Origin of the sequence: Pseudomonas sp. NY15463 (genome assembly GCF_048068415.1) — a bacterium.
GTDB classification, from domain to species: domain Bacteria; phylum Pseudomonadota; class Gammaproteobacteria; order Pseudomonadales; family Pseudomonadaceae; genus Aquipseudomonas; species Aquipseudomonas mosselii_C.
The window spans coordinates 160,693-187,685 of the sequence record NZ_JBLUQD010000001.1 but is presented as its reverse complement, the minus strand read 5'-3'; the positions used below and the strand labels follow the sequence as shown (position 1 = coordinate 187,685).

The window sequence follows — 26,993 nt, the reverse complement described above, 5'->3', positions numbered from 1 at the left end:
TTTGTAAAAGAGAGGTCCGGGCCGCTTGGCCAGTCCAACGGCTCAGCCGGCCAACTGCCGGGGCGCCAGCGACACCCAGTAGCGCGTCCGGTAACGCACTTCCAGCGGCAGGCTGGCAGCCAGCAACGCGAAGATCCGATCAATATCGTCGAGCTGGAACGTGCCGGTCACCCGCCACGGCTCCAGCGCCGGATCCCAACGTAACAGGCCCGGACGATAGCGGCGCAGCTCGCGCAGCACCTCACCCAGCGGCTGGTTGTCGGCAATCAGCAAACCTTGCTGCCAACCCGGCAACTGCACATCGAATGCCTCCCGCGTGCCCACCCCATTGGCCATCAGCACAGCCCGTTGCCCGGCCACCAGGCGCAGCGTCGGGCCGGCCAGCGGTTGCAGATCGAGCTGCCCACGGCTAACCGATACCCAGCATTGCCCTGGCACCTGGCGCACGCAGAAACTGGCCCCCCAGGCCCGCAGCAACCCCTGTTCGGTTTCCACCTGCAGCGGTCCGCTGCCGTCCACCGCGATTTCGCCCTCGACCAATTGCAGGCTGTGATGCCCCTGGCGGAAATCCAGGTTTACCGCCGTGGCGGTATTGAGCTGCAGACGACTGCCATCGGGCAGTGTCAGTCCGCGTCGTTCACCGGTGGCCGTATGTAGGTCGGCGCGCCAGCTGGCCAGCGGCAGTTGCTGGTACGCCAGCCAAGCCAATGGCGCCATCCCCCCCAAGGCCAGGGCCTGGCCCAGCAGGCGGCGACGGCCTGGATCGGGACGATCCAGGCACGCCACGGCCAGCGGTGCGGGCACCTCGGCAAAGCGCCGACGCAAGGCCTCGGCCTTTTGCCACAACGCCTCATGCGCGGCGCTGCGCTGGCGCCAGCGGGCAAGCGCCTGGGCCTGCTGAGTGCTCAGCGTGCCGGCGTCCTGCAACGCAAGCCACTGCGCCGCTTCTCGTGCCAATTGGCGCGCCGTAGCGTCGCGGCTCACAGTTCCACCAGCAGGCAGTGCTCGTAGGCTTGGGCCATGTAGCGCTTGACAGTACGCTCGCTCACCCGCAACCGTTCGGCGATGGCCGCATAGCCCAGTCCTTCGAGCTGCGACCAGAGGAACGCCTGGCGCACCGCGCGCGGCAAGCCATCGAGCAACTCGTCGAGGGCGTGCAGGGTCTCCAGCAACAGCCAGCGCTGTTCGGGCGATGGCACCAAGGCTTCGGGCAGGTTCGCAAGGGCTTCAAGGTAGGCCCGTTCGAGGTCGCGGCGCTGGAAATGGTTGACCAACAGGCGTCGGCCCACGGTCAGCAGGTAGGCGCGCGGCTCGCGCAGGCTGGGCAAGGTGCGCGCCTGCTGCGCGGCGAGCACGCGTACGAAAGTGTCCTGGGTCAGGTCCGCGGCGGCCCAACTATCGCCCAGACGCCGTTGCAGCCAGCTGTGAAGCCAGCTGCGGTGTTCGCGGTAGAGGGTATCGATGCTGGGGTCAGGTACCGCGTAGCGGTTGGTCATCGGATCGGCACATGAACAAAATGTAAATGCGACTTATTATATTTTGTTGTCGTATACCTGCCAAGGGGTGAGGCCAGGCAAAACGCCCGGCCCCACCGTGCTTCAAAAAATCATTCGAACTCGATGCTGACTGGAATGCAGTCGTCGCCAATCGACTTAAGGCCAGAGGCGCAGGCCATGGAAACGACAGGCCCAACTCCCCGCCGTACACGCGAGCGCGGCTCGTGCCCCTGCGCGCTATCGGCTTCTACGCTTGTTGGATCCAGTGGCTCTGGGTCATCCGACTGTTGGGCGACCGCTGCGCCAGCCAGCATCAGCGATGCAATAAAGGCCAGTACTTTCATGCTCATGATTTACTCCTTGGTAGGGCTGCCAAGGCCCAGGACACGGCACCTGCTAGGAGTCGCAAGGCCGCCCCGAACCTGCTGGCGACCGTAACGTGCGCAGCCCCCCCATAGGCACCGGGACGCCCTACCCGGCAAGCAATCGACAGCCGTTTCAGCCCCTGACGCCAAGCATGCCGCGCTCGACGATGAAGTCGATCACGGCCTGCAAACCTTCGCCCTTCTTCAGGTTGCTGAAGGTCCATGGCCGTTCGGGGCGCATACGGTTAGTATCGCGCTCCATCACCTCCAGCGAGGCGCCGACGTACGGCGCAAGATCGGTCTTGTTGATCACCAGGAAGTCCGACTTGGTGATGCCCGGTCCGCCCTTGCGCGGGATCTTCTCGCCTTCGGCGACGTCGATCACGTAGATGGTCAGGTCAGCCAGCTCCGGGCTGAAGGTGGCGCTGAGGTTGTCGCCGCCGCTTTCGACGAAAATCACCTCTAGGTTGCCGAACTTGCGCGCCAGCCCTTCGACGGCTGCCAGGTTCATCGAGGCATCTTCGCGGATCGCGGTGTGCGGGCAACCGCCGGTCTCTACACCGACGATACGCTCAGGCTCCAGCGCACCGGCTTCGGTGAGGATGCGCTGGTCTTCCTTGGTGTAGATGTCGTTGGTCACCACGGCGATGTGGTAGTGGTCGCGCATGGCCTTGCACAGGCATTCGAGCAGCGCGGTCTTGCCGGAACCGACCGGGCCGCCGACACCGACGCGCAGGGGTTGCTGGTAGTTTTCCATCTAGGCAGTCCTCAGGAACGGAACAAACGGGTGTATTGGGTTTCATGGCGTGACGAGGCGATGGCCAACAGCGGCAGGCCGCCGCCGAGCTGGTCGTCACCGAGCAGCAAGGCTTGTTCGAGCACAGCGGGCAATTCCTCGCCCAGGTCGCGCAATAGGGTCTGGGCCGCCTGCTGGCCGAACGGCACCAGCTTGACCCCGGCCATCACCGCCCCCTCCAGCCAGGCAAAGCCATGGCCCAGAGCGAGCTGGCGCAGTGGGATACCCCAATGCGCGCCGAGCCAGGCCATGCCGCCCAGTTGGCTGAGTTCGAGGCTGCTGCGCCACGGCGCGTCCTGGCCCAATTGCCAGCCATCGAGCAGGCGCGCCAGGGCGCTGCCGCGTTGCTGTTCTTCCAGGCGCAGTTCGGCGGTTTCACGGTTGGCCAGCAGAAAACGGCTCCAGTGAGCGAACGCCTCGGCGTCGTCGGCAAGGCTGGCGTGGTACAGCCGCGCCAGCAGCGGCCAGTCGAGATGTCCGAGGGTGTCGTGCAACTGCTCGCGCTGCCAGGCGGCAAAGCCTGCGGTGTCTTTCACCCAGCCGGCCTCCACCGCCCACTCCAGGCCCTGCGAGTAGGTGAAGCCACCCACCGGCAGGCCGGGGCTGGCCAGTTGCAACAGGCGCAGCAGCGCAAGGTCGGCGTTCATCAGCCGGCCATGACCAGTGCAGCGCCCGCCAGCAGGCCACCGCCGAAGGCCTTTTGCAAGCCAGCATGCCTGCGCAGCACGCAGCCCAAGGCGAAGCCTGCGGCCAGCAGCAGGCCACTGACGGTGACGAAGCCTGCGCTGAACTGCCAGAACGCGCTCGGGGTCGCTTCCACGCCGTGGGCCCATCCATGGAACAGGGCGAACACCGGCATGATCAGCGACAGCAACAGCTGACGACGGGGCAGCAGCATGGCCGCGGCCGCCACCACCAACGAGCCGAGGATCATCTGTTCCATGCCCACCACGTCACCGAACAAATGACCAAACACGGCACCGCCAAACATCGCCGCCAAGGTCGCCAGCGGCAGCGCCAGGGTGCGGCCGGTCAGCGCCGCGAGCACGCCGGTGCCGAGCAACATCAGCAAGTGATCGAGCCCTGTCAGCGGGTGCAGCAGGCCATCTTGTAGCGGGTTGGCATCGTGGCCAGGGTGGGCGAAGGCCGGGACGGCCACCATCAGCAGCAACACAGCGAGGGTCTTCTTCATCATGGACTCCGGGAGGTTCAGTTATGGGCGGGCAGGCGCACGAACGGATGATCGTCGCCATGCGAATGACTGTGGCCGTGCGGCGCACTCTGGTAAGCGCCGGCCTCAGGCTCGAACGGCGCCTGCTCGGCCTGTACCTCAAGGCCCAGGCCACGCAGCATGTCGTCGAGCACATGGTCGTGCTGGTAGCGCAGCAAACCCGGTTCGATCTGCAACGGCACATGGCGATTGCCCAGGTGATAGGCGGCGCGGGCCAACAGGTGGGGGTCGGCGCAGCGCACCGTGGATACCGCCTCCGGGGCTGCCAGTACGCGAATCACCTGCACGCCTTCGGCGTCGCTCAGCAACTCGCCACCGCGCAGCAGGTGCCCGCGTTCGAGCATCAGCCCGGCTTCCCGGCCATCGTCCAGGGTCACGCGCAGACGACTCTTGATGCGGCTGTCAACACTCAAGGTGACACTGCCGGTCACGGTGTCGGCGTCGCTGAGCCTGCGGGTAAGTACGATCATGTTCACTCCTTTCACACAAAATCAGGCTGGCGCTGGGGCATACCGTCAAAACAGGAAATAGCGCTGCGCCAGCGGCAGCTCGGTCGCCGGCTCGCACACCAGCAGCTCGCCATCGGCGCGCACCTGGTAGGTCTGCGAGTCGACCTCGATCAGCGGCTGCAAGGTGTTGTGCAGCATGTCGGCCTTGCGCACCCGACGACAGCCGTGGGCCACGCCAATCAGGCTTTGCAGCTTCAATTGCTCGGGCAGGCCTCGATCCATCGCGGCCTGCGACAGGAAAGTCATGCGCGTGGCATGCCGCGCCGCGCCCAACGCGCCGAACATCGGCCGGTAGTGCACCGGTTGCGGGGTCGGGATCGAGCCGTTGATATCGCCCATGGGGGCTGTAACGATCATTCCACCCTTGATCACCAAGGCCGGCTTGACCGCGAAGAACGCCGGCGCCCAGAGCACCAGGTCGGCCAACTTGCCCACCTCGATCGAGCCCACTTCATGCGCGATGCCATGGGTCAGCGCCGGGTTGATGGTGTACTTGGCGATGTAGCGCTTGACCCGGAAGTTGTCGCTGTAGCTGCTGTCCGGTGCCAGCGGGCCGCGGCGCACTTTCATCTGGTGCGCCACCTGCCAGGTGCGCAGCACCACTTCGCCGACCCGGCCCATGGCCTGGGAGTCGGACGAGGTCATGGCAAACGCGCCCATGTCGTGAAGGATGTCCTCGGCCGCGATGGTTTCGCGGCGGATGCGCGATTCAGCGAAGGCCACATCCTCGGCAATGCTCGGGTCCAGGTGGTGGCACACCATGAGCATGTCCAGGTGCTCGTCCACGGTGTTGACCGTGTACGGCAAGGTCGGGTTGGTGGACGATGGCAGCACGTTGGCCTGCCCCGCCGCGCGGATGATGTCCGGGGCGTGGCCACCACCGGCACCCTCGGTGTGGAAAGTGTGGATGGTACGATCGCCGATGGCCGCCAGGGTGTCCTCGATACAGCCGGACTCGTTGAGGGTATCGGTGTGGATCGCCACCTGGACGTCCATCTCTTCGGCCACGCCCAGGCAGCAGTCGATAGCCGCCGGGGTCGAGCCCCAGTCCTCGTGCAGCTTCAAGCCCACGGCGCCAGCGGCGATCTGCTCGCGCAGCGCCTCGGGCTGCGAGGCGTTGCCCTTGCCCAGCAAGCCGATGTTGATCGGCAGGCTATCGGCGGCCTGGAGCATCCGCGCCAGGTACCAAGGCCCCGGCGTGCAGGTGGTGGCGTTGGTGCCGGTGGCCGGGCCCGTTCCACCCCCGATGAAGGTGGTGACGCCACTGGTGAGCGCTTCCTCGACCTGCTGCGGGCAGATGAAGTGGATGTGTGAGTCGATGCCGCCGGCGGTGACGATCTTGCCTTCGGCGGCGATCACTTCGGTGCCCGGCCCCACCGGCACGGTCACGCCAGGCTGAACGTCTGGGTTACCGGCCTTGCCGATGACTGCGATACGCCCATGCTTGACGCCGATGTCGGCTTTGACAATACCCCAGTGGTCGATGATCAGGGCGTTAGTCAGCACCAGGTCCATGGCCTCGCAGGCCAGCATCTGGCCTTGCCCCATGCCGTCGCGAATGACCTTGCCACCGCCGAACTTGACCTCTTCACCGTAGACGGTGAAGTCCTTTTCCACCTCGACCCACAGCGCCGTGTCGGCCAGGCGCACGCGGTCACCCACGGTGGGGCCGAACATGTCGGCGTAGGCGCGCCTTGAAATACGGCTCATGCCTGCTCCTCCAGCGCGCCCATCACCTTGCCCTGAAAGCCGTACACCTCACGCTTGCCGGCATACGCAACCAGTTGCACGCTGCGCGCCTGACCCGGCTCGAAGCGCACCGCGGTGCCGGCTGGAATGTCCAGGCGAAAACCACGGGTCGGTTCACGCTCGAACACCAGGGCGTCGTTGACTTCATAGAAGTGGTAGTGCGAACCGACCTGCACCGGACGGTCGCCGTGGTTGGCAACGCTGACACTGACGGTAGCGCGGCCGACATTCAGTTCGATGTCGCCATCGGCGACCTGGATTTCTCCGGGAATCATGGGCAGTTCCTCAGACGATGGGGTCATGCACGGTCACAAGCTTCGTGCCGTCGGGGAATGTGGCTTCGACCTGGACGTCGTGGAGCATTTCTGCCACCCCGTCCATGACCTGCTCGCGCCCCAGCACCTCGCGGCCCAGGCTCATCAGCTCAGCGACAGTGCGGCCGTCGCGAGCACCTTCGAGCACCGCAGCGCTGATCAGCGCCACCGCCTCTGGGTAGTTGAGCTTCAGGCCACGGGCCAGGCGCCGTTCCGCCAGCAACGCGGCGGTGAACAGCAGCAGTTTGTCTTTCTCTCTCGGGGTCAGCTCCATGATGGCTCTCTCAGGTGGCCCAGATGCGCGGCGGGCACGGCGCCAGGCCGAGCACGGCCGGACGCAGCAGGTGCCAGAGGCGCTGCAGGTTGCGTTGCAAATGTTGGTTGTCGTGGTCGAGCAGGCGGATCACCAGCAGCGACCCGAGCAGGGTCGCACCGGCAGGGGTGTTGAGTTCATCGAGCAACTCGCGCACCCGCTCCAGCGCTGCTGCGTCTGCCGGGGCGGCGCAGAAGGTCGCCAGCAGCGGGTGATCACCGACCTTGGCCAGTTGCCCGCCGGCGATGCGCAGGCGTTCGTGCAGGCCGGGTTCGTCAGGCAGTTCGATGCGCAGGCGGCTGTCCAGCGCGCCCTGCTCGAAGCGCTCGCCCATCACCGGGCGGCCCAGGCACAGGGTCTCCCAGGCCAGCAGACGGGCGCCGGGCTCCAGGGTGAAGCGGCTGTCGAGACTGGCGCGGGCACCATTGAAGAAAATGCTGTCTTGGGGCAACCACTCCAGCACGCTGCCAGCGGCCAGGTGAAAGTGCTGGGCCAGGTACGCGGTGGGGCCGATACTGCGATAGAACTTGCTCGCGCCGGGCATGGTCAGCAACGCATGACTGCTAGGTTCGAGGTGGATGTCCAGCTCCAGGCGGTCACCGGCAACGATCCCGCCTGGTGGGTGCAAGACGTAGACATGGCAAGGACCGCCTTCCGGGTAAAACGGTCTTTGCACCAAAAGAGGTCCATAATGGCGACGCGCACCAAGGCGGGTCACACCCTCACGCAGGACGAAGCGCAAATGCAGATGCGCACGCCATCCCTCATGCTGGCCCTGTGACTCGATGTGCTCCGGCAACGACATGCCCTACCCCTGTAATCCTTGGCCCTACGCGCCATGCCTTGGTGCACAAGGCACCCCGCCAGGGCACGCGCCTGACCATTCGATCAAAATTCTTGGAACGGGATATTGCAGGTTGCAGGCCAAGTCGCCGGATTAATCAAAATGAATTTTCGTACATGGGTGCGAATGGCTACCTGCGCACAGCCAAACCTGTGCAATCGAGGGGCAATCAGCGCCCCAGTGCGGTGCCAACGCCGCTACACTGACGCACCGCGACAAGGCACACCCCGGAGAACTGATCGATGGCTGGCAACAAACGCGCACTGGCACGCCTGGAACGCGAGATGATCGCTTGCCTGACCGAGGCCTGCACCACCGCCCAGTCCGAGATCGTCGGTTTCGCCTGGCTCACCCACCGCGTCGACCTGGACGACTTCCCCGCCAGCCTGCGCATCACCTGGGTGTTCAGCGACGACACGGCCAAGGCCCAAGCCCTGGCCGGTGAAGCGCGGGCGCGCATGCTCGGACTGACCGGACAAGCGCTGAAGGATGCCGGCATCCACCTCGACCATGTGGCCTGGCATGTGCGCTTCGACAGCGAAGAGGCGTGCTGGCGCGACCAGGGCGGGGACTGGAACCGGCGGTTGCGTTGAAATCGCTGCGCACAATATCTGGGCCTGGAGTGGTTGATAGCCGTGCCCTTTCTGATCTGCACCGGCTCAAGCCTGTTCCATCATCGCCATCGCTACCTCGACACCGAATGACCCTGCGCATGCACGCCCCGTAGATTCTACGACCGGACGTTTCCGATACGCCCGGGATGTATTAAGGTGGCGGGGTGCGCATATATAAGCAGCCCGCCGTGTTCGGGCGTTGAGCAATGAGGGTGTCATGAGCAACGAAAGCATTAACTGGGACAAGCTGGGCTTCGACTACATCAAGACCGACAAACGCTACCTGTCCGTATGGCGCGACGGCGAGTGGGACAAGGGCACCCTGACCGAAGACAACGTGCTGCACATCAGTGAAGGCTCCACGGCCCTGCACTATGGCCAGCAGTGCTTCGAAGGCCTCAAGGCCTATCGCTGCAAGGATGGCTCGATCAACCTGTTCCGTCCCGACCAGAACGCCGCGCGCATGCAGCGCAGCTGCGCGCGCCTGCTCATGCCGGCCGTGCCCACCGATGTGTTCATCGAAGCCTGCAAACAAGTGGTCAAGGCCAACGAACGCTTCGTCCCGCCGCATGGCAAGGGTGCCCTGTACCTGCGTCCGTTCGTGATCGGCACGGGTGACAACATTGGCGTGCGCACCGCCCCGGAGTTCATCTTCTCGGTGTTCGCCATCCCGGTCGGCTCGTACTTCAAAGGCGGCATGAAGCCGCACAACTTCCAGATTTCCAGCTTCGACCGCGCCGCACCGCAAGGCACCGGCGCCGCCAAGGTCGGCGGCAACTACGCCGCTAGCCTGCAACCGGGTGCCGAAGCGAAGAAAGCCAACTTCGCCGACGCCATCTACCTGGACCCGCTGACCCACAGCAAGATCGAAGAAGTCGGTTCGGCCAACTTCTTCGGCATCACCGCCAACAACGAGTTCGTCACGCCGAAATCGGCTTCGGTGCTGCCAGGCATCACCCGACTGTCGCTGATGGAACTGGCTCAATCGCGCCTGGGCCTGACGGTCATCGAAGGCGATGTCGAGATTGCCAAGCTCGACCGTTTCGTCGAGGCGGGCGCCTGCGGCACCGCTGCAGTGATTACCCCGATCGGCGGCATCGAGTACAACGGCAAGCTGCATGTGTTCCACGACCTGGAGAAGGTAGGTCCGGTCACCCAGAAGCTCTACAACGAGCTGACCGGCATCCAGAGCGGTGACATCGAGGCACCGGCTGGCTGGATCGTCAAGGTCGCCTAAGACACCTGAAACACAACGAACGGGGCAGGCCAGCGATGGCCTGCCCCGTTTTCGTTTCTGCGCACATCCGGCAACACTTCACTGGAACTCTGAGGGCATTTCCTACGCCAAGCAGTGAACCTGCTTACAAAAAAACGGTCTTTGGCTGACGGTCAATTCACCAGACCCGTTCGCCGGCCCATTCACCGGGCCTACATTTGTCCTGTTTCAGCGAAGACCACCATGCCAGACAAGCAGCCCGCCAACTCCGCCCTTCCCGCCCTGCGCGGCGGCCTGATCGCCGCCCTGATCGGCCTCGCCGCTCCGGTCCACGCCGAAGAGTCGGCCAGCGACGCACGCTGGGTCAGCGACAGCCTGAGCACGTACGTACGCAGTGGCCCTACCGACGGCCACCGCATCGTTGGCTCGCTCAAGTCCGGGCAGAAAGTCACCCTCGTCGCCAGCCAGGGTAACTACAGTCAGGTGCGTGGCCAAAGTGGCGACCTGGTGTGGATCCTGAGCAGCGACCTTCAGGCCGAGCCCGGCCAGGCCGAGCGCTTGCCGCAACTCGACCAGCAGGTCGCCGAACTGTCGGGCCAGCTCAAGACTATCGATGACAGCTGGAAACAGCGTGTGCAAGGCATGCAGGAGACGCTGGACTCGCGCAAGGCATTGATCGACGAGCTGGAAACCCGCAACAAAGCACTTAACGAGCAGTTGGAACAGAGCCAGTCGAGCCTGCGCGACACCCAGGCGCGGCTGGGTGACGAGAACAAGCAAGTGATGATGCGCTACATGGTGTACGGCGGCAGCATTGCCGGAGCAGGCCTGCTGGCGGGGCTGATCCTGCCGGCGCTGAGCCGCGGGCGCAAGCGCAACGACCGCTGGTTCTGAACCGGCTGCGCTTGCCTGGAGCGCCCTGGCCGGGGCGATCCAGGCGGGCGACGGCCCTGCCCCCTCAAAGCTTGGTCGAGCGCCCCGCGCCACTGCGCGCCTTGGCCATCGCCGCCAGGCGCACCGCCACGTTGGCCGCACCGTAACCGGCATACCCGCCCTTGCGTTGCAGGATCTCGAAGAAGAAACGCCCCTCGAACGGCTCGGTGTACACGTGGAACAGCTCGCCGCCCTGCGCGTCACGGTCGTAGAGCACGTTGTAATACGCCAGCTCGCTGAGAAACTCGTCGTCGAAATCGAAGCGCGCGGCCAAGTCGTCGTAATAGTTCAGCGGAATGTCCAGCAGCGGTACGCCCGCCTCCTTGGCGCGTGCCACCTCCCGGAAAATATCCGCACAATCGAAGGCGATATGGTGCACGCCCGACCCACGATAGCTGGACAGCGCATGGGCGATGGCAGTGTTGCGGTTCTCGGAAATGTTCAGTGGCACGCGCAAGGTGCCGCATGGGCTGCGCAAGGCGCGGCTCTTGACCAACCCATACGGGTCAGGCAACACCACTTCGTCATCCGCGGTGAAATCGAACAGGCTCTTGTAGAACAGCACCCAGCTGTCCAGTGCCTCGGCCGGCAGCGCCAAAGCCATGTGATCGATGCGCAGCAGGCCGCCACTGGCCTCGGCCACGCCGTCCAGACGGAAGTCGGTGTCGTAGATGGTCTGACCGCTGGCGTCGGGCTGCACCAGGTACAGCAGGCTGCCGTCAGGCGCGCGCACGGCTGGAATTTCGCGCTCGTTGGGGCCCACCAGGCCACGGAACGGCTGGCCGCGATAGGCGGTGGCGCGGTGCAAGGCGGTCTGGCTGTCGGTCACCCGCAAGGCGGTGGCGCACAGCGAAGGGCCATGGGCCTCGAAGAAGTTGTGCGCGAACGAATACGGCTCGGCATTGAGCACGATATTGATATCACCCTGGCGTAGCAGGCTCACCGCCTTGCTACGATGTGCGCCAGCCTCGGCGAAGCCCAGGCGTTTGAGCCAGGAACCCAGGCGCGCACCGACCGCCTCGTCGACAGCGAACTCAAGAAACTCGACGCCCTCGTAGCGGCTGGCAGGCGCCGGTGCGAACAACACGCCCGGCTCGACCTCGCGCGCCTCGCGCTGCAATTGCAGGCGAGTCTTCTCCTCCAGGTACAGCAGCGAACGCAGGCCATCGGCGGCGTTCTGCCGAGGCGGCGCGGCGCGAAAACCATCGTTGAACACCTCCAACGACAGCGGCCCGCGATACCCGGTAGCCAGGATCGGCGCCAGGAAGCCCGACAGGTCCATCTCGCCCTGCCCGGGGAAGCAGCGGAAGTGACGGCTCCACTCCAGCACGTCCATAGCCAGGATCGGCGCATCGGCCATCTGCACGAAGAAGATCTTGTCTCCCGGAATGTCGCGGATCGCCGCCGGATCCCCTTTGAGCGACAGCGTGTGGAAGCTGTCGAGGATCACCCCCAGGGCCGGATGGTCGGCCTGGCGCACCAGGTTCCAGACCTGCTGGTAGGTGTTGACGTGGCGCCCCCAGGCCAGGGCCTCGTAGCCGATACGCAGGCCACGCTGGCCGGCACGTTCGGCCAGCAGGCGCAAATCGTCCACCAGCAGGCCCTCGTCGCCCAGGGCATCAGGCTGCACGTTGCTGCACACCAACACCAGGTCGGTGCCAAGCTCCTGCATCAGGTCGAACTTGCGCTCGGCCCGGTCGAGGTTCTTTTGCAGGCGCTCACGGGGCGCGCCTTCGAAATCGCGAAACGGCTGGAACAAGGTGATGGCAATGCCCAGGTCGGCGCACATCTGGCGGATCTCGCGGGGGCTGCCTGCGTAGTACAGCAGGTCGTTCTCGAAGATCTCGACGCCGTCGAAGCCCGCAGCGGCGATGGCTTCGAGCTTCTCTGGCAGGGTGCCGCTGAGGGACACGGTGGCAATCGAACGCTGCATGGAGGAGTTCCTTGTTATTGGCGTGTGCAGGAAACCGGGCTTGCCCCGCGATAAGGCAAGGCTGTAAAACGCGCCCTATCAACTGGCATGATCGATTATTCGCAGGTAAAGTCAGGCCCGCAATGCACTTTGTACGAAACAGTTAGTTTTTGTTCGATTACCGCACAAAACCCGTTTCGGTGAATTGATTCGCTGCATCCCGTGAACAACCATGATCACCAGTCGCAGGGCCTGTCGCCCCTTCTTGCTGCCACGCCGGTCGTTCGGCAGGTCCTGCGCCGCAAAGCCCAGCGTCACCACATAATAAGTTCAATAAAACGGGTACCGACCTATGCACACCTCCTTCGCCCTGCGATCCGCATCGCCTCGTTCGTCTTCTTCTCACAGCCCGCGCCCTGGTATGTCGCGTAGCCGCTGCGCACGCTGATCCCACGGCCCCTGACAAGAACAACGGAGACAACATGGCCCGCTCAAGCTCCCAAGCCAAGAAAGCCACCGCCAGCGGATGGATCGGCTCTGCCCTCGAATACTACGATTTCTTCATCTATGCCCAAGCGGCGGCGCTGATCTTCCCGCAGATATTCTTCCCCTCCACCGACCCGAAAATGGCCATCATCGCCTCGCTGGCCACCTATGGCGTGGGCTACCTGGCACGCCCGGTTGGTGCCTTCGTGCTCGGCCACTGGGGCGATACCCGCGGGCGCAAGAACGTGCTGCTGCTGTGCATGTTCCTCATGGGTATTTCGACCATGGCCGTGGGCCTGTTGCCCACCTACCACGACATCGGCATGCTGGCCCCGGCATTGCTGGTCGTGCTGCGCCTGATCCAGGGCTTCGCGGTGGCCGGCGAGATCTCCGGGGCCAGCTCCATGATCATGGAGCATGCGCCGTTCGGACGTCGAGGCTACTACGCCAGTTTCACACTGCAGGGCGTACAGGCCGGTCAGGTGATGGCTGCCGCGGTATTCCTGCCGCTGGCTTACTTCATGCCGAGCGAGGCGTTCAACGACTGGGGCTGGCGCATTCCGTTCCTGATGAGCGCATTGGTGCTGATCGCAGGCTTCATCATCCGCAAGGAAGTGCACGAGACGCCCGCCTTCGTCCAGGAAGAGAAACAGGACAAAGTGGCCAAGTCGCCAATCGGCGAAGCGTTCCGTCACAGTGGCCGGCATATGGTGCTGGTGATGTTCATGGCCCTGATGAACGTGATCCCGGTGGTGGCGACCATTTTCGGTGCAGCTTATGCCGTGCAACCGGCCTATGGCATCGGCTTCGACAAGAGCGTGTACCTGTGGATTCCGGTGGTGGGCAACATCGTCGCGGTACTGGTCATTCCGTTCGTGGGCAATCTGTCGGACAAGATCGGCCGTCGCCCAACCATGATCGCCGGATGCCTGGGCTCGGGCCTGCTGGCGTTCGTCTACCTGTACGCGATCAGCATTCAAAACGTGCCGCTGGCATTCGCCGCCTCGATCGTCATGTGGGGCATGGTCTACCAGGGCTACAACGCGGTGTTCCCAAGCTTCTACCCTGAGCTGTTCCAAACCCGCTACCGGGTGTCGGCGATGGCCATCGCGCAGAACATCGGCACCATGCTGACCGCCATGCTGCCGGCGCTGTTCGCCGCCGTTGCCCCGCCTGGCTCGGACAACATTCCGCTGGTTGTAGGTAGCCTGGCATTCTTCATCACGTGCGTATGCGCCTTTGCCGCGTACCTGGCACCCGAGACGCATCGCCTGGCGATGGAAGACCTGGGCAATCCACAGGCCAAGCCGATGGAGCGCGAAGCCTACGAGGCCAGCCGCCGCGATAGCTTGAAGGTGCTCAGCCACTAAGAGCCTTGTCGATGGGAAGGGGGCAATGCCCTGATGCAAGTCAGTTAAGCCAATGGGGCCGCTTTGCGACCCCAACTACTGCAACAAAGGCTTAACTGACTGGCATTAGGCAATGCCCCCTTCTCTGTTCGCTTCGTCACCGAATGCCCCCGTCTGCGGCTTTTCCAAGCCCCTTCCCCGCGCATCCGCCCCAGCCGTTCCTGGCACGTTCATCGCCACCGGCACGCGCAGGCTGATCGAGACACCCGACACTGCGCAGGCTTTTTCAAAGCCCCCCTCGTTGCAACGCCGATTTGCTTGTATGGTGTTGTCAAAGAAGGATGTTTTACCTGCACAGGAAAGACTTAGATGCCCCAACGCAATGTCATCAACGCCTCCGTCAGCCCCAAAGGCAGCCTGGAGACGCTGTCGCAACGTGAAGTCCAGCAACTGAGCGAAGTCGGTACCGGCAGTCTCTATACCTTGTTCCGCCAATGCGCCCTGGCCATCCTCAACACTGGCGCCCATGTCGACAATGCCAAGACCATCCTCGAAGCCTACAAGGACTTCGAAGTACGCATTCATCAACAAGATCGTGGTGTACGCCTTGAACTGCTCAACGCCCCGGCCGATGCCTTCGTCGATGGCGAGATGATCGCCAGCACCCGCGAAATGCTGTTCAGCGCCCTGCGCGATATCGTCTACACAGAAAGTGAGCTGGCCAGCCAGCGTATCGATCTGGAAAGCTCCCAAGGCCTGACCGACTACGTCTTCCACCTGCTGCGCAACGCCCGCACCCTGCGCCCGGGCGTGGAGCCGAAAATGGTGGTGTGCTGGGGCGGTCACTCGATCAGCAGCGAAGAGTACCAATACACCAAGAAAGTCGGCCACGAGCTGGGCCTGCGCAAGCTGGACATCTGCACCGGCTGCGGCCCTGGAGTGATGAAAGGCCCGATGAAGGGCGCGACCATCGCCCACGCCAAGCAGCGCATGCACGGCAGCCGCTACCTCGGTCTGACGGAGCCGGGCATCATCGCCGCCGAGGCGCCCAACCCAATCGTCAACGAACTGGTCATCCTGCCGGACATCGAAAAACGCCTGGAAGCTTTCGTCCGCGTGGGCCACGGCATCATCATCTTCCCCGGCGGGGCCGGCACCGCCGAGGAATTCCTCTACCTGCTCGGCATCCTCATGCACCCGGACAACCAAGACCTACCCTTCCCGGTCATCCTGACCGGGCCGCGCAGCGCCGAGCCGTTCCTGCAGCAACTGAACGCCTTCGTCGGAGCCACCTTGGGCGAAGCCGCCCAGCGCCACTACCAGATCATCATCGACGATCCGGCCGAAGTGGCCCGACACATGGTCGAAGGGCTCAAGGCGGTCAAGCAGTTCCGCCGCGAACGCAACGACGCCTTCCACTTCAACTGGCTGCTGAAAATCGCCGAGGGCTTCCAGCACCCGTTCGATCCAACCCACGAGAACATGGCGAACCTGGCCCTGCGCCGCGACCTGCCGCCCCACGAGCTGGCTGCCAATCTGCGCCGGGCCTTCTCTGGCATCGTCGCGGGTAACGTCAAGGACAAGGGCATCCGCTTGATCGAAGAGCACGGGCCGTACCAGATCCGCGGCGACGCAGCGATCCTCGATCCGCTGGGCCGCTTGTTGCAGGCCTTCGTCGATCAACACCGGATGAAACTGCCAGGCGGCGCGGCCTATGTACCGTGCTATCAAGTGGTGAGCTGAGCCCACTTTGCACCAACCGCCCTCCCCTGGGTCGAATCGCGACAGGTTGATTCAACTCAGGCCCAGCGGGAGTGGGCGTATCCCGTCTACGATGCGCGGTTCAAGCCGACCTGGCGATGTACTCGGCCAGCGATTGCACGGCATCCCGCCAGATGAATTTTTCTTAAATCGCCGCTTGGCTATTCTTTGGCACAATCGAACCACACATTTGCCATCCAGGAACCCGCATGCCTCGCGTACTGACCATTGAAGACGATGCCGTCACCGGCCAGGAGATTGTCGCCGAACTGACCAGCCACGGCTTGGAAGTGGATTGGGCCGACAATGGCCGGGAGGGTCTGGCCAAGGCCATCGCCGGGGGCTACGACCTTATCACCGTGGACCGCATGCTGCCGGAGGTAGACGGCCTGACCATCGTCACCACCCTGCGCAGCCTGAAGATCGCGACACCGATCCTGATGATCAGCGCCCTGTCGGACGTGGATGAGCGTGTGCGTGGCCTGCGTGCTGGCGGCGACGATTACCTGACCAAGCCATTCGCTTCCGATGAAATGGCCGCCCGGGTCGAAGTGCTGCTGCGCCGCAACAGCACTCCCATGACCCAGACCCGCCTGACCGTGGCAGACCTGGAACTGGACCTGATCAGCCACGAAGCCCGACGCGGCGAGCAGGCGCTGAACCTGCTGCCCACCGAGTACAAACTGCTGGAGTACCTGATGCGGCATTCCGGCCAGGTGATCACCCGGATGATGATCTTCGAAGAGGTCTGGGGCTACCACTTCGACCCCGGCACCAACCTGATCGATGTCCACATCGGCCGTTTGCGCAAGAAAATCGACTCACCCGGCCAGACCCCGCTGATCCGTACCGTGCGGGGCTCAGGCTATGCCATTGCCGAACCCGTCTAAGGGCTGGAGTTCATCCACCAGCCGCTTGCTGGCCCTGTACAGCTTCCTCTTCGTGGCCTGGAGCAGCATCCTCATGGGGGTGCTGTACTTCGAGGTATCCAACTACCTGAACAAGCTCACCCGCCACTCGATGCTGCAACGCCAGCACCTGTTCACCCACATGAGCGGCAAGCAACTGGACGACGCTCTGATCGCCAGCCAAGCCTTCGAGGAACGCAGCTTCGATGCCTACGGGCTGTTCGATCCACAGCTCAACCCCCTCGGCGGACGCATCCGCGCGATCCCGCCCGAATTGGGCCTGGACGGCAAGATTCACGAACTCAAGCGTTGCCTGGACGCCGATGATCCTCGCCTGCCACGCGACAGTTGCGATGCCGTGGCGATCCGCGTGCAGGATGGCCGCTGGCTGGTGCTGGTGCGTGACAACGGTTCGCTGTTCGTGGTCACCCGGATCATCCTGCATGCGCTGCTGTGGGGGATCTCATTGACCCTGATCCCAGGTTTTGCCGGTTGGTACTTGCTGCGTCGGCGCCCGCTCAAGCGCATCCGTGCGATTCAGGCCCAGGCTGAGCTGATCGTCGCAGGCGACCTCACCCACCGCTTGCCACTGTCGGCCCGACGCGATGAGCTGGACATGCTGGCGGCCATCGTCAATGCCATGCTCGACCGTATCGAGCGGCTGATGCACGAGGTCAAGGGCGTGTGCGACAACATCGCGCACGACCTACGCACTCCGCTGACGCGCTTGCGCGCCCAGCTGTACCGCATCCGCCAGCACAGCCCCGCGGACTCGGCCGAAAGCCAGGCGCTGGACCAGGCGATCGGTGAAACCGACACGTTGATGGCGCGCTTTCGCGGCTTGTTGCGTATCAGCGAACTGGAGGACCGCCGTCGCCGCGCGGGCTTCCAGCAGCTCGACCCCCAGGCGCTGCTCAGCGAGATGTACGACTTCTACCTACCGCTGGCCGAAGATGGCGGTATTCGCCTGGCATTGCAGCAGCCGGAGCAACTTGCGCCGCTGCATGGTGACCGCGAGTTGCTGTTCGAAGCGCTGGCCAACCTTGTCGGCAATGCAATCAAGTTCACCCCCGCAGGCGGCCAAGTGCGCATCAAGGCCAGCCAGGACGAAAAAGGCGTGCACCTCGCCATCGAGGACAGCGGGCCGGGGATTCCGGTGGATGAGCGCGAGGCGGTGCTCAAGCGCTTCTACCGTAGCGAGGAAGGTCATCGCCACGCAGGCTTCGGGCTGGGGCTGTCGATCGTTGCGGCGATCGTCGATCTGCATGGCTTCGGGCTGGAGGTAGGCAGTAGCGAGCTAGGCGGGGCGAAGCTGGTGCTGCATTGCCCATTGGCGCTGCCGAGCAAATAAAGTGGGGCCGCGTTGCGGCCCTTTCGCGGCACAAGGCCGCTCCTACAGAGGCCGCGTGCGCCATGTAACGGAAGGCTTACGCGGTCGTTGTAGGAGCGGCCTTGTGCCGCGATGGGCTGCAAAGCAGCCCGAATGGATTAACTGGCTGACCTCGATCAGTCAGCCAGACGCCAGGTCGTCGCGCCCTTGCTGTCTTCGAGCACCACACCCATGGCGGTGATCTGATCACGAATGCGATCAGACTCGGCCCAGTTCTTGTCGGCACGTGCCTGCAAACGCGCCTGGATCAGGGCCTCCACTTGCGCCGCATCGACCTTGCCTTCGGCGCCTGCACGCAGGAAGTCGTCGGCCTCAAGTTGCAGCACGCCTAGTACATCGCCCAGCTCGCGCAGACGACCGGCCAGGCCCGCAGCGGCCTCAGGGTCGCTTTCGCGCACACGGTTGATCTCGCGCACCAGATCGAACAGCACGGCGCAGGCCTCGGGCGTGCCGAAGTCGTCGTTCATCGCCACACTGAAACGTTCGACGAACGCCTCGCCGCCCTGAGGCGCTACACGGGGCAGGCCACGCAGGGCGTGATAGAAGCGCTCCAGCGCGCCCTTGGCATCGCGCAGGCTGTCTTCGGAGTAGTTAATCGCACTGCGGTAGTGGCTGGCTACCAACAGGTAACGCACCACCTCCGGGTGATACTTTTCGAGCACATCGCGGATGGTGAAGAAGTTGTTAAGCGACTTGGACATCTTCTCGCCATTGATACGAATCATCCCGCAGTGCATCCAGGCCGCCGCGTACTGCTTGCCGGTGGCGGCCTCGCTCTGGGCGATCTCGTTTTCGTGGTGCGGGAACTCCAGGTCGCTGCCGCCGCCATGAATGTCGAAGCTCTCGCCCAGGCAGCAGGTGGACATCACCGAGCACTCGATGTGCCAACCCGGACGCCCCGGACCCCACGGCGAATCCCAGAACGGCTCGCCGGGCTTGGCGCCCTTCCACAGCACGAAGTCCAACGGATCCTGCTTGGACTCGCCCACTTCGATACGTGCGCCGATACGCAGGTCTTCGATCTTGCGCCGCGACAGCTTGCCGTAGCCGACGAACTTGCCGACCCGGTAGTACACGTCACCGTTACCTGGTGCGTAGGCATAACCCTTGTCGATCAGGGTCTGGATCATCGCGTGCATGCCGGGGATATGGTCGGTGGCACGCGGCTCCAGATCGGGCTTGAGGATGTTCAGGCGGCGCTCATCCTCGTGCATCGCGTCGATCATGCGCGCGGTCAGCGCGTCGAACGACTCGCCGTTCTCGTTGGCCCGATTGATGATCTTGTCGTCAATGTCGGTGATGTTGCGCACGTAGGTGAGCGCGTAACCGCTCTTGCGCAGCCAGCGGGTAATCAGGTCGAAGGCCACCATGCTGCGGCCGTGGCCCAGGTGGCAGTAGTCATACACGGTCATGCCGCAGACGTACATGCGCACGTTGTTGCCATCAAGGGGCTTGAAAGCTTCCTTGGTCTTGGTCAGCGTGTTGTAGATGTTGAGCACGGCGATTCCTCAGCTGCCCCAGGAGTCACGCAGGGTGACAGTGCGGTTGAACACCGGGCGGCCCGGCTGGCTGTCTTTGAGGTCGGCGCAGAAGTAACCTTCGCGCTCGAACTGGAAGCGGTCTTCGGGCTGGGCCTGAGCCAACGACGGCTCGGCACGGCAACCCGTCAACACCTGCAGCGAATCGGGGTTGATGTTATCGAGGAAGCTGCCGCCGTCTTCGGTCTTCTCCGGGTTCGCGGAGCGGAACAGGCGATCGTACAGACGCACCTCGCACTCGACGCTACCTTCGGCCGGAACCCAGTGGATCACACCCTTGACCTTGCGGCCCTCGGGGTTCTTGCCCAGGGTGTCCGGGTCGTACGAGCAGTGCAGCTCGACGATGTGACCGTCGGCATCCTTGATGGCCTGGTCAGCACGGATCACGTAGCTGCCACGCAGACGCACTTCGCCGGCAGGTTCCAGGCGCTTGTAGCCCTTGGGCGGCGCTTCCATGAAGTCGTCGCGGTCGATGTACAGCTCGCGGGCGAATGGCAGCACGCGCACGCCCATGTCTTCTTTCGGGTGGCGCGGCAGTTCGAGCTGCTCGACCTGACCTTCGGGGTAGTTGGTGATGACCACTTTCAGCGGACGCAACACGCACATGGCGCGTGGCGCGGTGCGATCCAGATCGTCACGGATGCTGAATTCGAGCATCGCCATGTCAACCACGCCGTCGGAACGGTTGGTGCCGATCATCTCGCAGAAGTTGCGGATCGAGGCCGGGGTGTAGCCACGGCGACGGTAGCCCGACAGCGTGGACATGCGTGGATCGTCCCAGGCATCGACATGGCCTTCATCGACCAACTGCTTGAGCTTGCGCTTGGAGGTGATGGTGTAGTTCAGGTTCAGGCGGCTGAACTCGTACTGACGTGGACGCGCCGGCACCGGGAGCTTATCGAGGAACCAGTCGTACAGCGGACGGTGGCTTTCGAACTCCAGGGTGCAGATCGAGTGGGTAATGCCTTCGATGGCATCCGACTGGCCGTGGGTGAAGTCGTAGTTAGGGTAAATGCACCACTTGTCACCGGTCTGGTGGTGGTGGGCATGGCGAATGCGGTAGAGGATCGGATCGCGCAGGTTCATGTTCGGCGAAGCCATGTCGATCTTGGCCCGCAGCACGCGCTCGCCATCTTTGAACTCGCCCGCCTTCATGCGCGCGAACAGGTCGAGGTTTTCCTCGACGCTGCGCTCACGGAATGGGCTGTTCTTGCCCGCCTCGGTCAGGCTGCCGCGATACTCCTTGGCCTGCTCCGGGCTGAGGTCGCACACATAGGCATCACCCGACTTGATCAGCGCCACCGCCCAGTCGTGCAACTGCTCGAAGTAATCCGAGGCATAGCGCACCGGGCCCGCCCACTCGAAGCCCAGCCATTTGACATCGCGCTGGATGGAGTCGATGTATTCCTGGTCTTCCTTGGCCGGGTTGGTGTCGTCGAAACGCAGGTGGCAGGCACCACCGAACTCTTTGGCCAAGCCGAAGTTCACGCAGATCGACTTGGCGTGACCGATGTGCAGGTAGCCATTGGGCTCTGGCGGAAAACGAGTGACGATGCTGCTGTGCTTGCCCGAGTCCAGGTCGGCCTGGACGATCGGCCGCAGGAAGTTCGCAGGGACGGCGGGGGCGCCTTTGGCAGCGGCGTTGGGCGCGTTGTCGGCAGTGGGCTTGCTCATAGTGTCCTTGAATGCTGGTAGCCGGCCGGGTAGGCCGATTGAATCAAAGGGCCTATCATAGCCGAAGCAGTCAAGCCGCCGACAGCCGCGCAGGGCCAATCTAACGCGATTTGTCGCAGCATTTTGTCGCCCTGAGCGGTCGAAACCGGCAGAATGGCCGCCCAGCGCACTGCGCTCACTCTTTCCGAATGCCTTGAGAGCGAACTTAAGCATGTCCAAAGTCAAACTGAGCACCAACCATGGCGACATCGTCCTGCAACTGGACGCCGAAAAAGCGCCACTGACCACCGAGAACTTCGTTCAGTACGTCAAGGACGGCCACTACGACGGCACCATCTTCCATCGCGTGATCAAGGGTTTCATGATCCAGGGCGGTGGCTTCGATGCCAGCATGAGCCAGAAAAAAACCCGCGCCAGCATCCAGAACGAAGCTGACAACGGCCTGAAGAACGCCAAGTACACCATTGCCATGGCCCGTACCATGGAGCCGCATTCGGCCTCCGCGCAGTTCTTCATCAACTCCAGCAACAACGACTTCCTCAACCACAGTGGCAAGAACGTGCAGGGCTGGGGCTACGCGGTGTTCGGCGAAGTGATCGAAGGCCGTGAAGTGATCGACGCCATCGAGGGTGTGGCCACCGGTTCCAAAGCGGGCCACCAGGACGTACCGAAGGACGACGTGGTCATCGAGAAAGCCGAGATCATTGAGTGATCCTGCTGATCTCCGATCTGCACCTGCAAGAAGAACGCCCGGACATTACCCGGGCGTTTCTTGATCTGCTCGACGGCCGCGCGCGCCACGCCCGGGCGCTGTACATCCTCGGCGATTTCTTCGAGGCCTGGATCGGCGACGATGCGATGACGCCGTTCCAGCAGTCGATCTGCGAGGCCCTGCGCCAGCTGAGCGACAGCGGCACGGCGATCTACCTGATGCACGGCAACCGCGACTTTCTCATCGGCCAGGCCTTTTGCGAGGCCGCCGGCTGCACGCTGCTGGCCGACCCGTGCGTGGTCGAACTGGGCGGCGAGCCGGTGCTGCTGATGCACGGCGATACCCTATGCACTCGCGATGTGGCCTACATGAAGTTGCGGCGCTATCTGCGCAACCCGCTGAGCCTGTGGATTTTGCGGCACCTGCCGCTGTCCGCACGCGTGAAGCTGGCGCGCAAGTTACGCAGCGAAAGCCGCACGCAAACGCGCATGAAGGCCACCGAGATCGTCGACGTGACGCCCGAGCAGATCCCCGAGGTGATGTCGACCCATGGCGTACGCACCCTGGTGCATGGCCACACCCACCGTCCGGCGATCCACAAGCTGATGGTCGATGGCGAACCGGCCCGGCGCATCGTGCTGGGTGACTGGGACCGCCGCGGCTGGACGCTGCAGGTGGACGAGCAAGGCTTCCAACTGGCGCCGTTCGAATTCGCCTGACCCTTGCGTGGGAGCATCGCAAGGCCCGCTCCCACCAACCCCGCCCTTGCCCTGACGATCTTCTACACTGGAGCTGATTGCCGCTGATTCCAACAGGAGCCCAGCATGGACGACCACTCCCCAGGCAAACCGCCTACCTTCTGGCAAATGCTGCAAAGCATCCTCGCCGCCGCCTTCGGCGTGCAGAGCGGCAAGAACCGCGCCCGCGATTTCACCTATGGCAAGGCCAGCCACTTCATCGTACTGGGTACGCTGTTCACGCTGGTGTTTATCCTGGTGCTGGTGGGGCTGGTGCAGTTGGCCCTGCACCTGACCGCGCGCTGAGGCCACGCACAACGACGCCTGCACGATTGCCTCGCGCAGGCGTCGTTGTGTGCATCACGGTGTCGATGCGAGGGCGATCAGGCTACTGGTGACTGACCCAGTACACGGCAGTGACCACCACCAGCACGATCAGACATAGGATCGCCCAGGCATCGACACTGCTGTCAGCTTTGCGGACCTTGGTTGGGTTGCCCATTGCATTGCCTCTTGTAGTGATTATCAGGAATGCACTTCAAGCAGCAGTTAAGTCCAGCAATGCCCTTTGCTCAAGCAGGGGCTTTCAGTAATCGACGGGTGACGTGAGGAACGGGTAGCGAAAGCCAGTCGCCTGGCCTTCGGCACTGTAGCGCTTGAAGTCGATGCCATAATCGTCGCGCTCGAGCAGTGTCAGCCAGCGCCGCGCCTTGTTCGCATCGATCAACTGCAACACCGGGACCTGGTGCTCACGCACGCCATCACCGGCCAGGTTCAGCCCATGGGCATCGTCATGCAGCATGACCATGGCCCAACCGCCCAAGCTGAAGTGCCCACCCATCAATACGCTCAGGCGCCCGTCGATGCGCGCGCGCAGAGCTTGTGGCGAGCTGTTGACGGCGCTAAATAGCACATCGCGCCCCGGAACCTGCCCTGCCTCTTCGAACGCGCGCATCGCACCGAACGCCATTTCGTCGTTGGCCGACCATACCAGCCGGGTGTGCGGGTAACGTTCGCGCAACAGGCGCGCTTGCTCATAGGCGCGCTCGCGACTCCAGCCTCCGTATACCACCTGGCGCAAACGCACCTGGGGGAAGTCCGCCAGGGCCCGGCGCATGCCCTGCTCGCGCAGTTGCGAGGCTGGCGTGGTCTTTATCCCGACAAAAGCAACCAAGTCCACCGGCCCGCTATCGCGCGGCAACAGCGCGACCATCTGCTGCAACATCTGGTAGCCGGCCTGTTCATCATTGGGCGTCAGTGTCCCCAGCAGCGGGGCGTATTTGCCGGGCTGGGCCTGGATGCTCTGGGCCTGGCTCGCCGTCAGGCCATTGTTGACCAGAAACAGCTTTACCCCGGTATCGCGAGACAGGCGCAAGATCTCGGGGGCTACATACTGTTCGTTGACCAACACCAGGTAGTCCGGGCGCGCAGGTCCTTTGAGCACGGCTCGCGCCTGGCTCAGCATCAGGTCGGCACGACGCTCGCTGTACTCCACCCGCAGGTTCATGCCCAGTTCGTGCGCGGCGGCCTGCATGAACCGGGTATAGCTGGTCCAGAACACTTCACTTGATGAGCCTGGATTGATGAACACCACCGACGCTGCCTGAGCGGTGGCTGCCAATGGCAGGCTCAGGCACAAGCTTTGGCACAGCGCCTTGAGCATGCGATTACACCTTTTGGAACAAACGCAAGATTATAAACCCCTTGCTTTGACGGGCGCACAAATGCCAGTCAATCTCACTTAGTTCTTTTAGTTCTTTTCATATGCAAAAACATCACTTTAGCGCATAACTCCAACCTGATATCGTGCCCCGGCTCCGAACCGGAGTGCGCGGCCGTGCGCGCGAATAGCTGCATGCAGCCTGAGACAGGACTTTTATGTACGTATACGACGAGTACGATCAGCGGATCATCGAGGACCGCGTCAAGCAGTTCCGTGATCAGACCCGCCGCTACCTGGCCGGGGAGCTGAGCGAAGAAGAATTCCGCCCTCTGCGCCTGCAGAACGGCCTCTATATCCAACGTTTCGCCCCGATGCTGCGCGTCGCCGTGCCCTACGGCCAGCTGAACGCGAACCAGGTCCGTACCCTGGCCAAGATCGCTCGCGACTACGACAAGGGCTACGCTCACATTTCCACCCGCCAGAACGTACAGTTCAACTGGCCGGCGTTGGAAGACATCCCGGATATTCTCGCTGAGCTTGCCACCGTGCAGATGCACGCGATTCAGACCAGCGGCAACTGCCTGCGCAACACCACCACCGACCAGTTCGCTGGCGTGGCCGCCGACGAGATCATCGACCCGCGCCCATGGTGCGAGATCGTCCGTCAGTGGACTACCTTCCACCCTGAATTCGCCTACCTGCCGCGCAAGTTCAAGATTGCGATCAATGGCTCCGAGCAAGATCGCGCGGCCATCGAGGTGCACGACATCGGCCTGGAGCCGGTGCGCAACGCCGCTGGCGAGTTGGGCTTCCGAGTGCTGGTTGGCGGCGGGCTGGGCCGCACGCCAGTAGTCGGTGCGTTCATCAACGAGTTCCTGCCGTGGCAGGACCTGATCAGCTACCTGGATGCCATCCTGCGTGTGTACAACCGTTACGGTCGTCGTGACAACAAGTACAAGGCGCGCATCAAGATCCTGGTCAAGGCACTCACCCCGGAAGTCTTCGCCGAGAAGGTCGAGGCCGAGATGGTCCACCTGCGCGGTGGCAGCACCACGCTGACCGAAGCCGAAGTCGAGCGCGTCTCGCGTCACTTCGTCGACCCTGCCTACCTGGCCCTGGACAACGTCGACTACAGCGCCCAGGACGCCGAATTCCCAGGTTTCGCCCGCTGGCGCTCGCGCAACACCCGTGCCCACAAGCGCCCTGGCTACGTGGCCGTGACCCTGTCGCTCAAGCCCACCGGCGTTGCCCCAGGCGACCTGACCGACAAACAGCTGGACGCCGTCGCGGACCTGGCCGAGCGCTACAGCTTCGGCTTCCTGCGGACCTCCCACGAGCAGAACATCATTCTGGCAGACGTCGAGCAGCGCCAGTTGCACGCCCTCTGGCTGGAGCTGCGCGAGAACGGTTTCGCCACGCCGAACATCGGCCTGCTGACCGACATCATCTGCTGCCCGGGCGGTGACTACTGCTCGCTGGCCAATGCCAAGTCGATCCCGATCGCCGAATCGATCCAGCGCCGCTTCGATGACCTGGACTACCTGTTCGACATCGGCGAGATCGACCTGAACATCTCTGGCTGCATGAATGCCTGTGGCCACCACCACGTCGGCCATATCGGCATCCTGGGTGTCGACAAAAAGGGCGAGGAGTTCTACCAGGTCTCGCTGGGCGGCAATGCCGCACGCGACGCATCGCTGGGCAAGATCCTTGGCCCATCCTTCGCCCAGGACGACATGGCCGACGTGATCGAGAAGCTGATCGCCGTGTACGTTGAACGACGTACCGAGGAAGAGCGTTTCATCGACACCTACCAGCGTATCGGCATCGACCCCTTCAAGGAACGCGTCTATGCAGCGAATCATTAAGAACAACCAGATCGTCGACGAAACCTGGCACCTGCTGCCCAAGGAAACGTCGCTGGACGAGCTGACCAACTGCGACGATTACATCGTCCCGTTGCACCTGTGGCGCGACCATGGTCACGTGCTCAAGGCCCGCGACGGCGGCCTGGGCGTATGGCTGGACAGCGACGAAGAAGCCGAGGAAATCGGCGAAGACGTCGAGCACTTCCAGGTCATCGCCTTGAATTTCCCAGCCTTCACCGACGGGCGCAGCTACTCCAACGCACGCCTGCTGCGTGATCGCTACAAGTTCAAGGGCGAGCTGCGCGCCATCGGCGATGTACTGCGCGACCAGCTGTTCTTCATGGCTCGCTGCGGCTTCGATGCGTTCGCCATTCGCGCCGACAAAGACCCTGAAGACGCACTGCAAAGCCTGAAGGACTTCTCTGTCACCTACCAGGCCGCCACTGACGAACCGCTGCCGCTGTTCCGTCGCCGCTAAGCGTCCCTGCACGCGGGGCAAGCCGGGAGACTATCCCGACTTGCCCCGCGTTGCGTTTGCAGGCCCGAAAGATTTTTCAGTGCCTGCCTCAGCTTTATTGATATCAAGCCGATATCAATGGGGACTCATTCAACGCG

At 63.4% G+C, this 26,993-nt stretch carries 27 protein-coding genes; 12 read left to right on the top strand and 15 right to left on the bottom strand.

Going from position 1 to position 26,993, the window contains the following annotated elements:
- Window positions 1-42 precede the first annotated feature (42 nt).
- The 11 genes from ACNFIC_RS00975 to ACNFIC_RS00925 all read right to left on the bottom strand — a co-directional run bounded on the left by ACNFIC_RS00975 (window position 43) and on the right by ACNFIC_RS00925 (window position 7,491).
- The gene (locus ACNFIC_RS00975; RefSeq protein WP_416779345.1) at window positions 43-984 is read right to left on the bottom strand and encodes a FecR domain-containing protein; all 942 of its coding nucleotides are present in this window, start codon (window positions 982-984) and stop codon (window positions 43-45) included.
- On the bottom strand, window positions 981-1,496 hold the full coding sequence (locus ACNFIC_RS00970; protein ID WP_138217354.1) for a sigma-70 family RNA polymerase sigma factor: 516 nt from the start codon (window positions 1,494-1,496) through the stop codon (window positions 981-983). The genes ACNFIC_RS00975 and ACNFIC_RS00970 overlap by 4 nt, the downstream gene beginning before the upstream one ends.
- Before the next feature lie 110 nt (window positions 1,497-1,606).
- Entirely contained in the window at window positions 1,607-1,846 is a 240-nt protein-coding gene (locus tag ACNFIC_RS00965) for a hypothetical protein (protein ID WP_416779343.1), read from the bottom strand.
- A 148-nt stretch (window positions 1,847-1,994) separates the two neighbouring features.
- Complete coding sequence (gene ureG / locus ACNFIC_RS00960; protein ID WP_138217352.1) at window positions 1,995-2,618, bottom strand: urease accessory protein UreG; 624 nt, start codon at window positions 2,616-2,618, stop codon at window positions 1,995-1,997.
- 11 nt (window positions 2,619-2,629) lie between these two features.
- Window positions 2,630-3,304: an urease accessory protein UreF gene (locus tag ACNFIC_RS00955; RefSeq protein WP_416779340.1), complete on the bottom strand. Its 675-nt coding sequence runs from the start codon at window positions 3,302-3,304 to the stop codon at window positions 2,630-2,632.
- Complete coding sequence (locus ACNFIC_RS00950) at window positions 3,304-3,849, bottom strand: HupE/UreJ family protein (protein WP_138217350.1); 546 nt, start codon at window positions 3,847-3,849, stop codon at window positions 3,304-3,306. The genes ACNFIC_RS00955 and ACNFIC_RS00950 overlap by 1 nt, the downstream gene beginning before the upstream one ends.
- A 17-nt stretch (window positions 3,850-3,866) precedes the next feature.
- Complete coding sequence (gene ureE / locus ACNFIC_RS00945) at window positions 3,867-4,358, bottom strand: urease accessory protein UreE (protein WP_138217349.1); 492 nt, start codon at window positions 4,356-4,358, stop codon at window positions 3,867-3,869.
- Window positions 4,359-4,403: 45 nt separating this feature from the next.
- Window positions 4,404-6,107: an urease subunit alpha gene (ureC, locus tag ACNFIC_RS00940; RefSeq protein WP_138217348.1), complete on the bottom strand. Its 1,704-nt coding sequence runs from the start codon at window positions 6,105-6,107 to the stop codon at window positions 4,404-4,406.
- Window positions 6,104-6,421, bottom strand: coding sequence for an urease subunit beta (locus ACNFIC_RS00935; protein ID WP_138217347.1), 318 nt, complete (start codon window positions 6,419-6,421; stop codon window positions 6,104-6,106). The genes ureC and ACNFIC_RS00935 overlap by 4 nt, the downstream gene beginning before the upstream one ends.
- 10 nt (window positions 6,422-6,431) lie before the next feature.
- Window positions 6,432-6,734, bottom strand: coding sequence for an urease subunit gamma (locus tag ACNFIC_RS00930; protein WP_138217346.1), 303 nt, complete (start codon window positions 6,732-6,734; stop codon window positions 6,432-6,434).
- A gap of 10 nt (window positions 6,735-6,744) precedes the next feature.
- A complete protein-coding gene (locus ACNFIC_RS00925) occupies window positions 6,745-7,491 on the bottom strand; it encodes an urease accessory protein UreD (protein WP_240791714.1) in 747 nt (248 codons plus the stop codon).
- Between the two features lie 368 nt (window positions 7,492-7,859).
- Here ACNFIC_RS00925 and ACNFIC_RS00920 point away from each other — a divergent pair, with 368 nt between their 5' ends.
- The 3 genes from ACNFIC_RS00920 to ACNFIC_RS00910 all read left to right on the top strand — a co-directional run bounded on the left by ACNFIC_RS00920 (window position 7,860) and on the right by ACNFIC_RS00910 (window position 10,341).
- Window positions 7,860-8,210, top strand: coding sequence for a hypothetical protein (locus tag ACNFIC_RS00920; protein WP_138217344.1), 351 nt, complete (start codon window positions 7,860-7,862; stop codon window positions 8,208-8,210).
- A gap of 238 nt (window positions 8,211-8,448) precedes the next feature.
- Window positions 8,449-9,468, top strand: coding sequence for a branched-chain amino acid aminotransferase (locus tag ACNFIC_RS00915; RefSeq protein ID WP_138217343.1), 1,020 nt, complete (start codon window positions 8,449-8,451; stop codon window positions 9,466-9,468).
- 222 nt (window positions 9,469-9,690) lie between these two features.
- Window positions 9,691-10,341, top strand: a complete 651-nt coding sequence (locus ACNFIC_RS00910) for a TIGR04211 family SH3 domain-containing protein (RefSeq protein ID WP_416779336.1) — start codon at window positions 9,691-9,693, stop codon at window positions 10,339-10,341.
- Window positions 10,342-10,405: 64 nt separating this feature from the next.
- Here the strand turns inward: ACNFIC_RS00910 and quiC are convergent, their stop codons facing one another.
- Window positions 10,406-12,313 carry a 3-dehydroshikimate dehydratase QuiC gene (gene quiC, locus ACNFIC_RS00905; RefSeq protein WP_138217341.1) on the bottom strand — a complete coding sequence of 636 codons (1,908 nt, stop codon included), beginning with the start codon at window positions 12,311-12,313 and terminating at the stop codon, window positions 10,406-10,408.
- Window positions 12,314-12,774: 461 nt separating this feature from the next.
- Between quiC and ACNFIC_RS00900 the strand changes: the two genes are divergently transcribed.
- The 4 genes from ACNFIC_RS00900 (at window position 12,775) to ACNFIC_RS00885 (ending at window position 18,147) form a co-directional block, all read left to right on the top strand.
- Entirely contained in the window at window positions 12,775-14,148 is a 1,374-nt protein-coding gene (locus ACNFIC_RS00900; protein WP_138217340.1) for an MFS transporter, read from the top strand.
- A gap of 348 nt (window positions 14,149-14,496) precedes the next feature.
- Window positions 14,497-15,870 (top strand): nucleotide 5'-monophosphate nucleosidase PpnN, encoded by a 1,374-nt coding sequence (gene ppnN / locus ACNFIC_RS00895; RefSeq protein ID WP_138217339.1) that lies wholly within the window; start codon window positions 14,497-14,499, stop codon window positions 15,868-15,870.
- A 227-nt stretch (window positions 15,871-16,097) separates the two neighbouring features.
- Complete coding sequence (locus tag ACNFIC_RS00890) at window positions 16,098-16,778, top strand: response regulator transcription factor (RefSeq protein ID WP_138217338.1); 681 nt, start codon at window positions 16,098-16,100, stop codon at window positions 16,776-16,778.
- Window positions 16,756-18,147 (top strand): sensor histidine kinase, encoded by a 1,392-nt coding sequence (locus tag ACNFIC_RS00885; RefSeq protein ID WP_138217337.1) that lies wholly within the window; start codon window positions 16,756-16,758, stop codon window positions 18,145-18,147. The genes ACNFIC_RS00890 and ACNFIC_RS00885 overlap by 23 nt, the downstream gene beginning before the upstream one ends.
- Before the next feature lie 155 nt (window positions 18,148-18,302).
- On the opposite strand, the gene cysS is transcribed toward ACNFIC_RS00885, so the two are convergent.
- Window positions 18,303-19,685 carry a cysteine--tRNA ligase gene (gene cysS, locus ACNFIC_RS00880; protein ID WP_416779332.1) on the bottom strand — a complete coding sequence of 461 codons (1,383 nt, stop codon included), beginning with the start codon at window positions 19,683-19,685 and terminating at the stop codon, window positions 18,303-18,305.
- 9 nt (window positions 19,686-19,694) lie between these two features.
- Window positions 19,695-21,398, bottom strand: coding sequence for a glutamine--tRNA ligase/YqeY domain fusion protein (locus tag ACNFIC_RS00875; protein WP_138217335.1), 1,704 nt, complete (start codon window positions 21,396-21,398; stop codon window positions 19,695-19,697).
- A gap of 211 nt (window positions 21,399-21,609) precedes the next feature.
- Between ACNFIC_RS00875 and ACNFIC_RS00870 the strand changes: the two genes are divergently transcribed.
- The 3 genes from ACNFIC_RS00870 to ACNFIC_RS00860 all read left to right on the top strand — a co-directional run bounded on the left by ACNFIC_RS00870 (window position 21,610) and on the right by ACNFIC_RS00860 (window position 23,153).
- Complete coding sequence (locus tag ACNFIC_RS00870; RefSeq protein ID WP_416779330.1) at window positions 21,610-22,110, top strand: peptidylprolyl isomerase; 501 nt, start codon at window positions 21,610-21,612, stop codon at window positions 22,108-22,110.
- Window positions 22,107-22,829, top strand: coding sequence for a UDP-2,3-diacylglucosamine diphosphatase (locus ACNFIC_RS00865; protein WP_138217333.1), 723 nt, complete (start codon window positions 22,107-22,109; stop codon window positions 22,827-22,829). Before ACNFIC_RS00870 ends, ACNFIC_RS00865 begins: the two co-directional genes overlap by 4 nt.
- A gap of 105 nt (window positions 22,830-22,934) precedes the next feature.
- Window positions 22,935-23,153, top strand: coding sequence for a DUF2970 domain-containing protein (locus ACNFIC_RS00860; protein WP_138217332.1), 219 nt, complete (start codon window positions 22,935-22,937; stop codon window positions 23,151-23,153).
- Between the two features lie 280 nt (window positions 23,154-23,433).
- Here ACNFIC_RS00860 and ACNFIC_RS00855 read toward each other — a convergent pair whose 3' ends face one another.
- Window positions 23,434-24,510, bottom strand: coding sequence for an ABC transporter substrate-binding protein (locus tag ACNFIC_RS00855; RefSeq protein ID WP_416779328.1), 1,077 nt, complete (start codon window positions 24,508-24,510; stop codon window positions 23,434-23,436).
- Window positions 24,511-24,725: 215 nt separating this feature from the next.
- Here ACNFIC_RS00855 and ACNFIC_RS00850 point away from each other — a divergent pair, with 215 nt between their 5' ends.
- Both ACNFIC_RS00850 and ACNFIC_RS00845 read left to right on the top strand, forming a co-directional pair.
- Window positions 24,726-26,378, top strand: a complete 1,653-nt coding sequence (locus ACNFIC_RS00850) for a nitrite/sulfite reductase (protein ID WP_138217330.1) — start codon at window positions 24,726-24,728, stop codon at window positions 26,376-26,378.
- Window positions 26,362-26,856 (top strand): DUF934 domain-containing protein, encoded by a 495-nt coding sequence (locus ACNFIC_RS00845; RefSeq protein WP_138217329.1) that lies wholly within the window; start codon window positions 26,362-26,364, stop codon window positions 26,854-26,856. The genes ACNFIC_RS00850 and ACNFIC_RS00845 overlap by 17 nt, the downstream gene beginning before the upstream one ends.
- The last annotated feature ends 137 nt before the right edge of the window (window positions 26,857-26,993 follow it).

Excerpts from the sequence above, each read along its gene's own strand:
- ACNFIC_RS00970 (WP_138217354.1), bottom strand. The coding sequence starts at position 1,496 with ATGACCAACCGCTACGCGGTACCTGACCCCAGCATCGATACCCTCTAC.
- ACNFIC_RS00965 (WP_416779343.1), bottom strand. The coding sequence starts at position 1,846 with ATGAGCATGAAAGTACTGGCCTTTATTGCATCGCTGATGCTGGCTGGC.
- ureG (WP_138217352.1), bottom strand. The coding sequence starts at position 2,618 with ATGGAAAACTACCAGCAACCCCTGCGCGTCGGTGTCGGCGGCCCGGTC.
- ACNFIC_RS00955 (WP_416779340.1), bottom strand. The coding sequence starts at position 3,304 with ATGAACGCCGACCTTGCGCTGCTGCGCCTGTTGCAACTGGCCAGCCCC.
- ACNFIC_RS00950 (WP_138217350.1), bottom strand. The coding sequence starts at position 3,849 with ATGAAGAAGACCCTCGCTGTGTTGCTGCTGATGGTGGCCGTCCCGGCC.
- ureE (WP_138217349.1), bottom strand. The coding sequence starts at position 4,358 with ATGATCGTACTTACCCGCAGGCTCAGCGACGCCGACACCGTGACCGGC.
- ureC (WP_138217348.1), bottom strand. The coding sequence starts at position 6,107 with ATGAGCCGTATTTCAAGGCGCGCCTACGCCGACATGTTCGGCCCCACC.
- ACNFIC_RS00935 (WP_138217347.1), bottom strand. The coding sequence starts at position 6,421 with ATGATTCCCGGAGAAATCCAGGTCGCCGATGGCGACATCGAACTGAAT.
- ACNFIC_RS00930 (WP_138217346.1), bottom strand. The coding sequence starts at position 6,734 with ATGGAGCTGACCCCGAGAGAGAAAGACAAACTGCTGCTGTTCACCGCC.
- ACNFIC_RS00920 (WP_138217344.1), top strand. The coding sequence starts at position 7,860 with ATGGCTGGCAACAAACGCGCACTGGCACGCCTGGAACGCGAGATGATC.
- ACNFIC_RS00915 (WP_138217343.1), top strand. The coding sequence starts at position 8,449 with ATGAGCAACGAAAGCATTAACTGGGACAAGCTGGGCTTCGACTACATC.
- ACNFIC_RS00910 (WP_416779336.1), top strand. The coding sequence starts at position 9,691 with ATGCCAGACAAGCAGCCCGCCAACTCCGCCCTTCCCGCCCTGCGCGGC.
- quiC (WP_138217341.1), bottom strand. The coding sequence starts at position 12,313 with ATGCAGCGTTCGATTGCCACCGTGTCCCTCAGCGGCACCCTGCCAGAG.
- ACNFIC_RS00900 (WP_138217340.1), top strand. The coding sequence starts at position 12,775 with ATGGCCCGCTCAAGCTCCCAAGCCAAGAAAGCCACCGCCAGCGGATGG.
- ppnN (WP_138217339.1), top strand. The coding sequence starts at position 14,497 with ATGCCCCAACGCAATGTCATCAACGCCTCCGTCAGCCCCAAAGGCAGC.
- ACNFIC_RS00890 (WP_138217338.1), top strand. The coding sequence starts at position 16,098 with ATGCCTCGCGTACTGACCATTGAAGACGATGCCGTCACCGGCCAGGAG.
- ACNFIC_RS00885 (WP_138217337.1), top strand. The coding sequence starts at position 16,756 with ATGCCATTGCCGAACCCGTCTAAGGGCTGGAGTTCATCCACCAGCCGC.
- ACNFIC_RS00875 (WP_138217335.1), bottom strand. The coding sequence starts at position 21,398 with ATGAGCAAGCCCACTGCCGACAACGCGCCCAACGCCGCTGCCAAAGGC.
- ACNFIC_RS00870 (WP_416779330.1), top strand. The coding sequence starts at position 21,610 with ATGTCCAAAGTCAAACTGAGCACCAACCATGGCGACATCGTCCTGCAA.
- ACNFIC_RS00860 (WP_138217332.1), top strand. The coding sequence starts at position 22,935 with ATGGACGACCACTCCCCAGGCAAACCGCCTACCTTCTGGCAAATGCTG.
- ACNFIC_RS00855 (WP_416779328.1), bottom strand. The coding sequence starts at position 24,510 with ATGCTCAAGGCGCTGTGCCAAAGCTTGTGCCTGAGCCTGCCATTGGCA.
- ACNFIC_RS00850 (WP_138217330.1), top strand. The coding sequence starts at position 24,726 with ATGTACGTATACGACGAGTACGATCAGCGGATCATCGAGGACCGCGTC.
- ACNFIC_RS00845 (WP_138217329.1), top strand. The coding sequence starts at position 26,362 with ATGCAGCGAATCATTAAGAACAACCAGATCGTCGACGAAACCTGGCAC.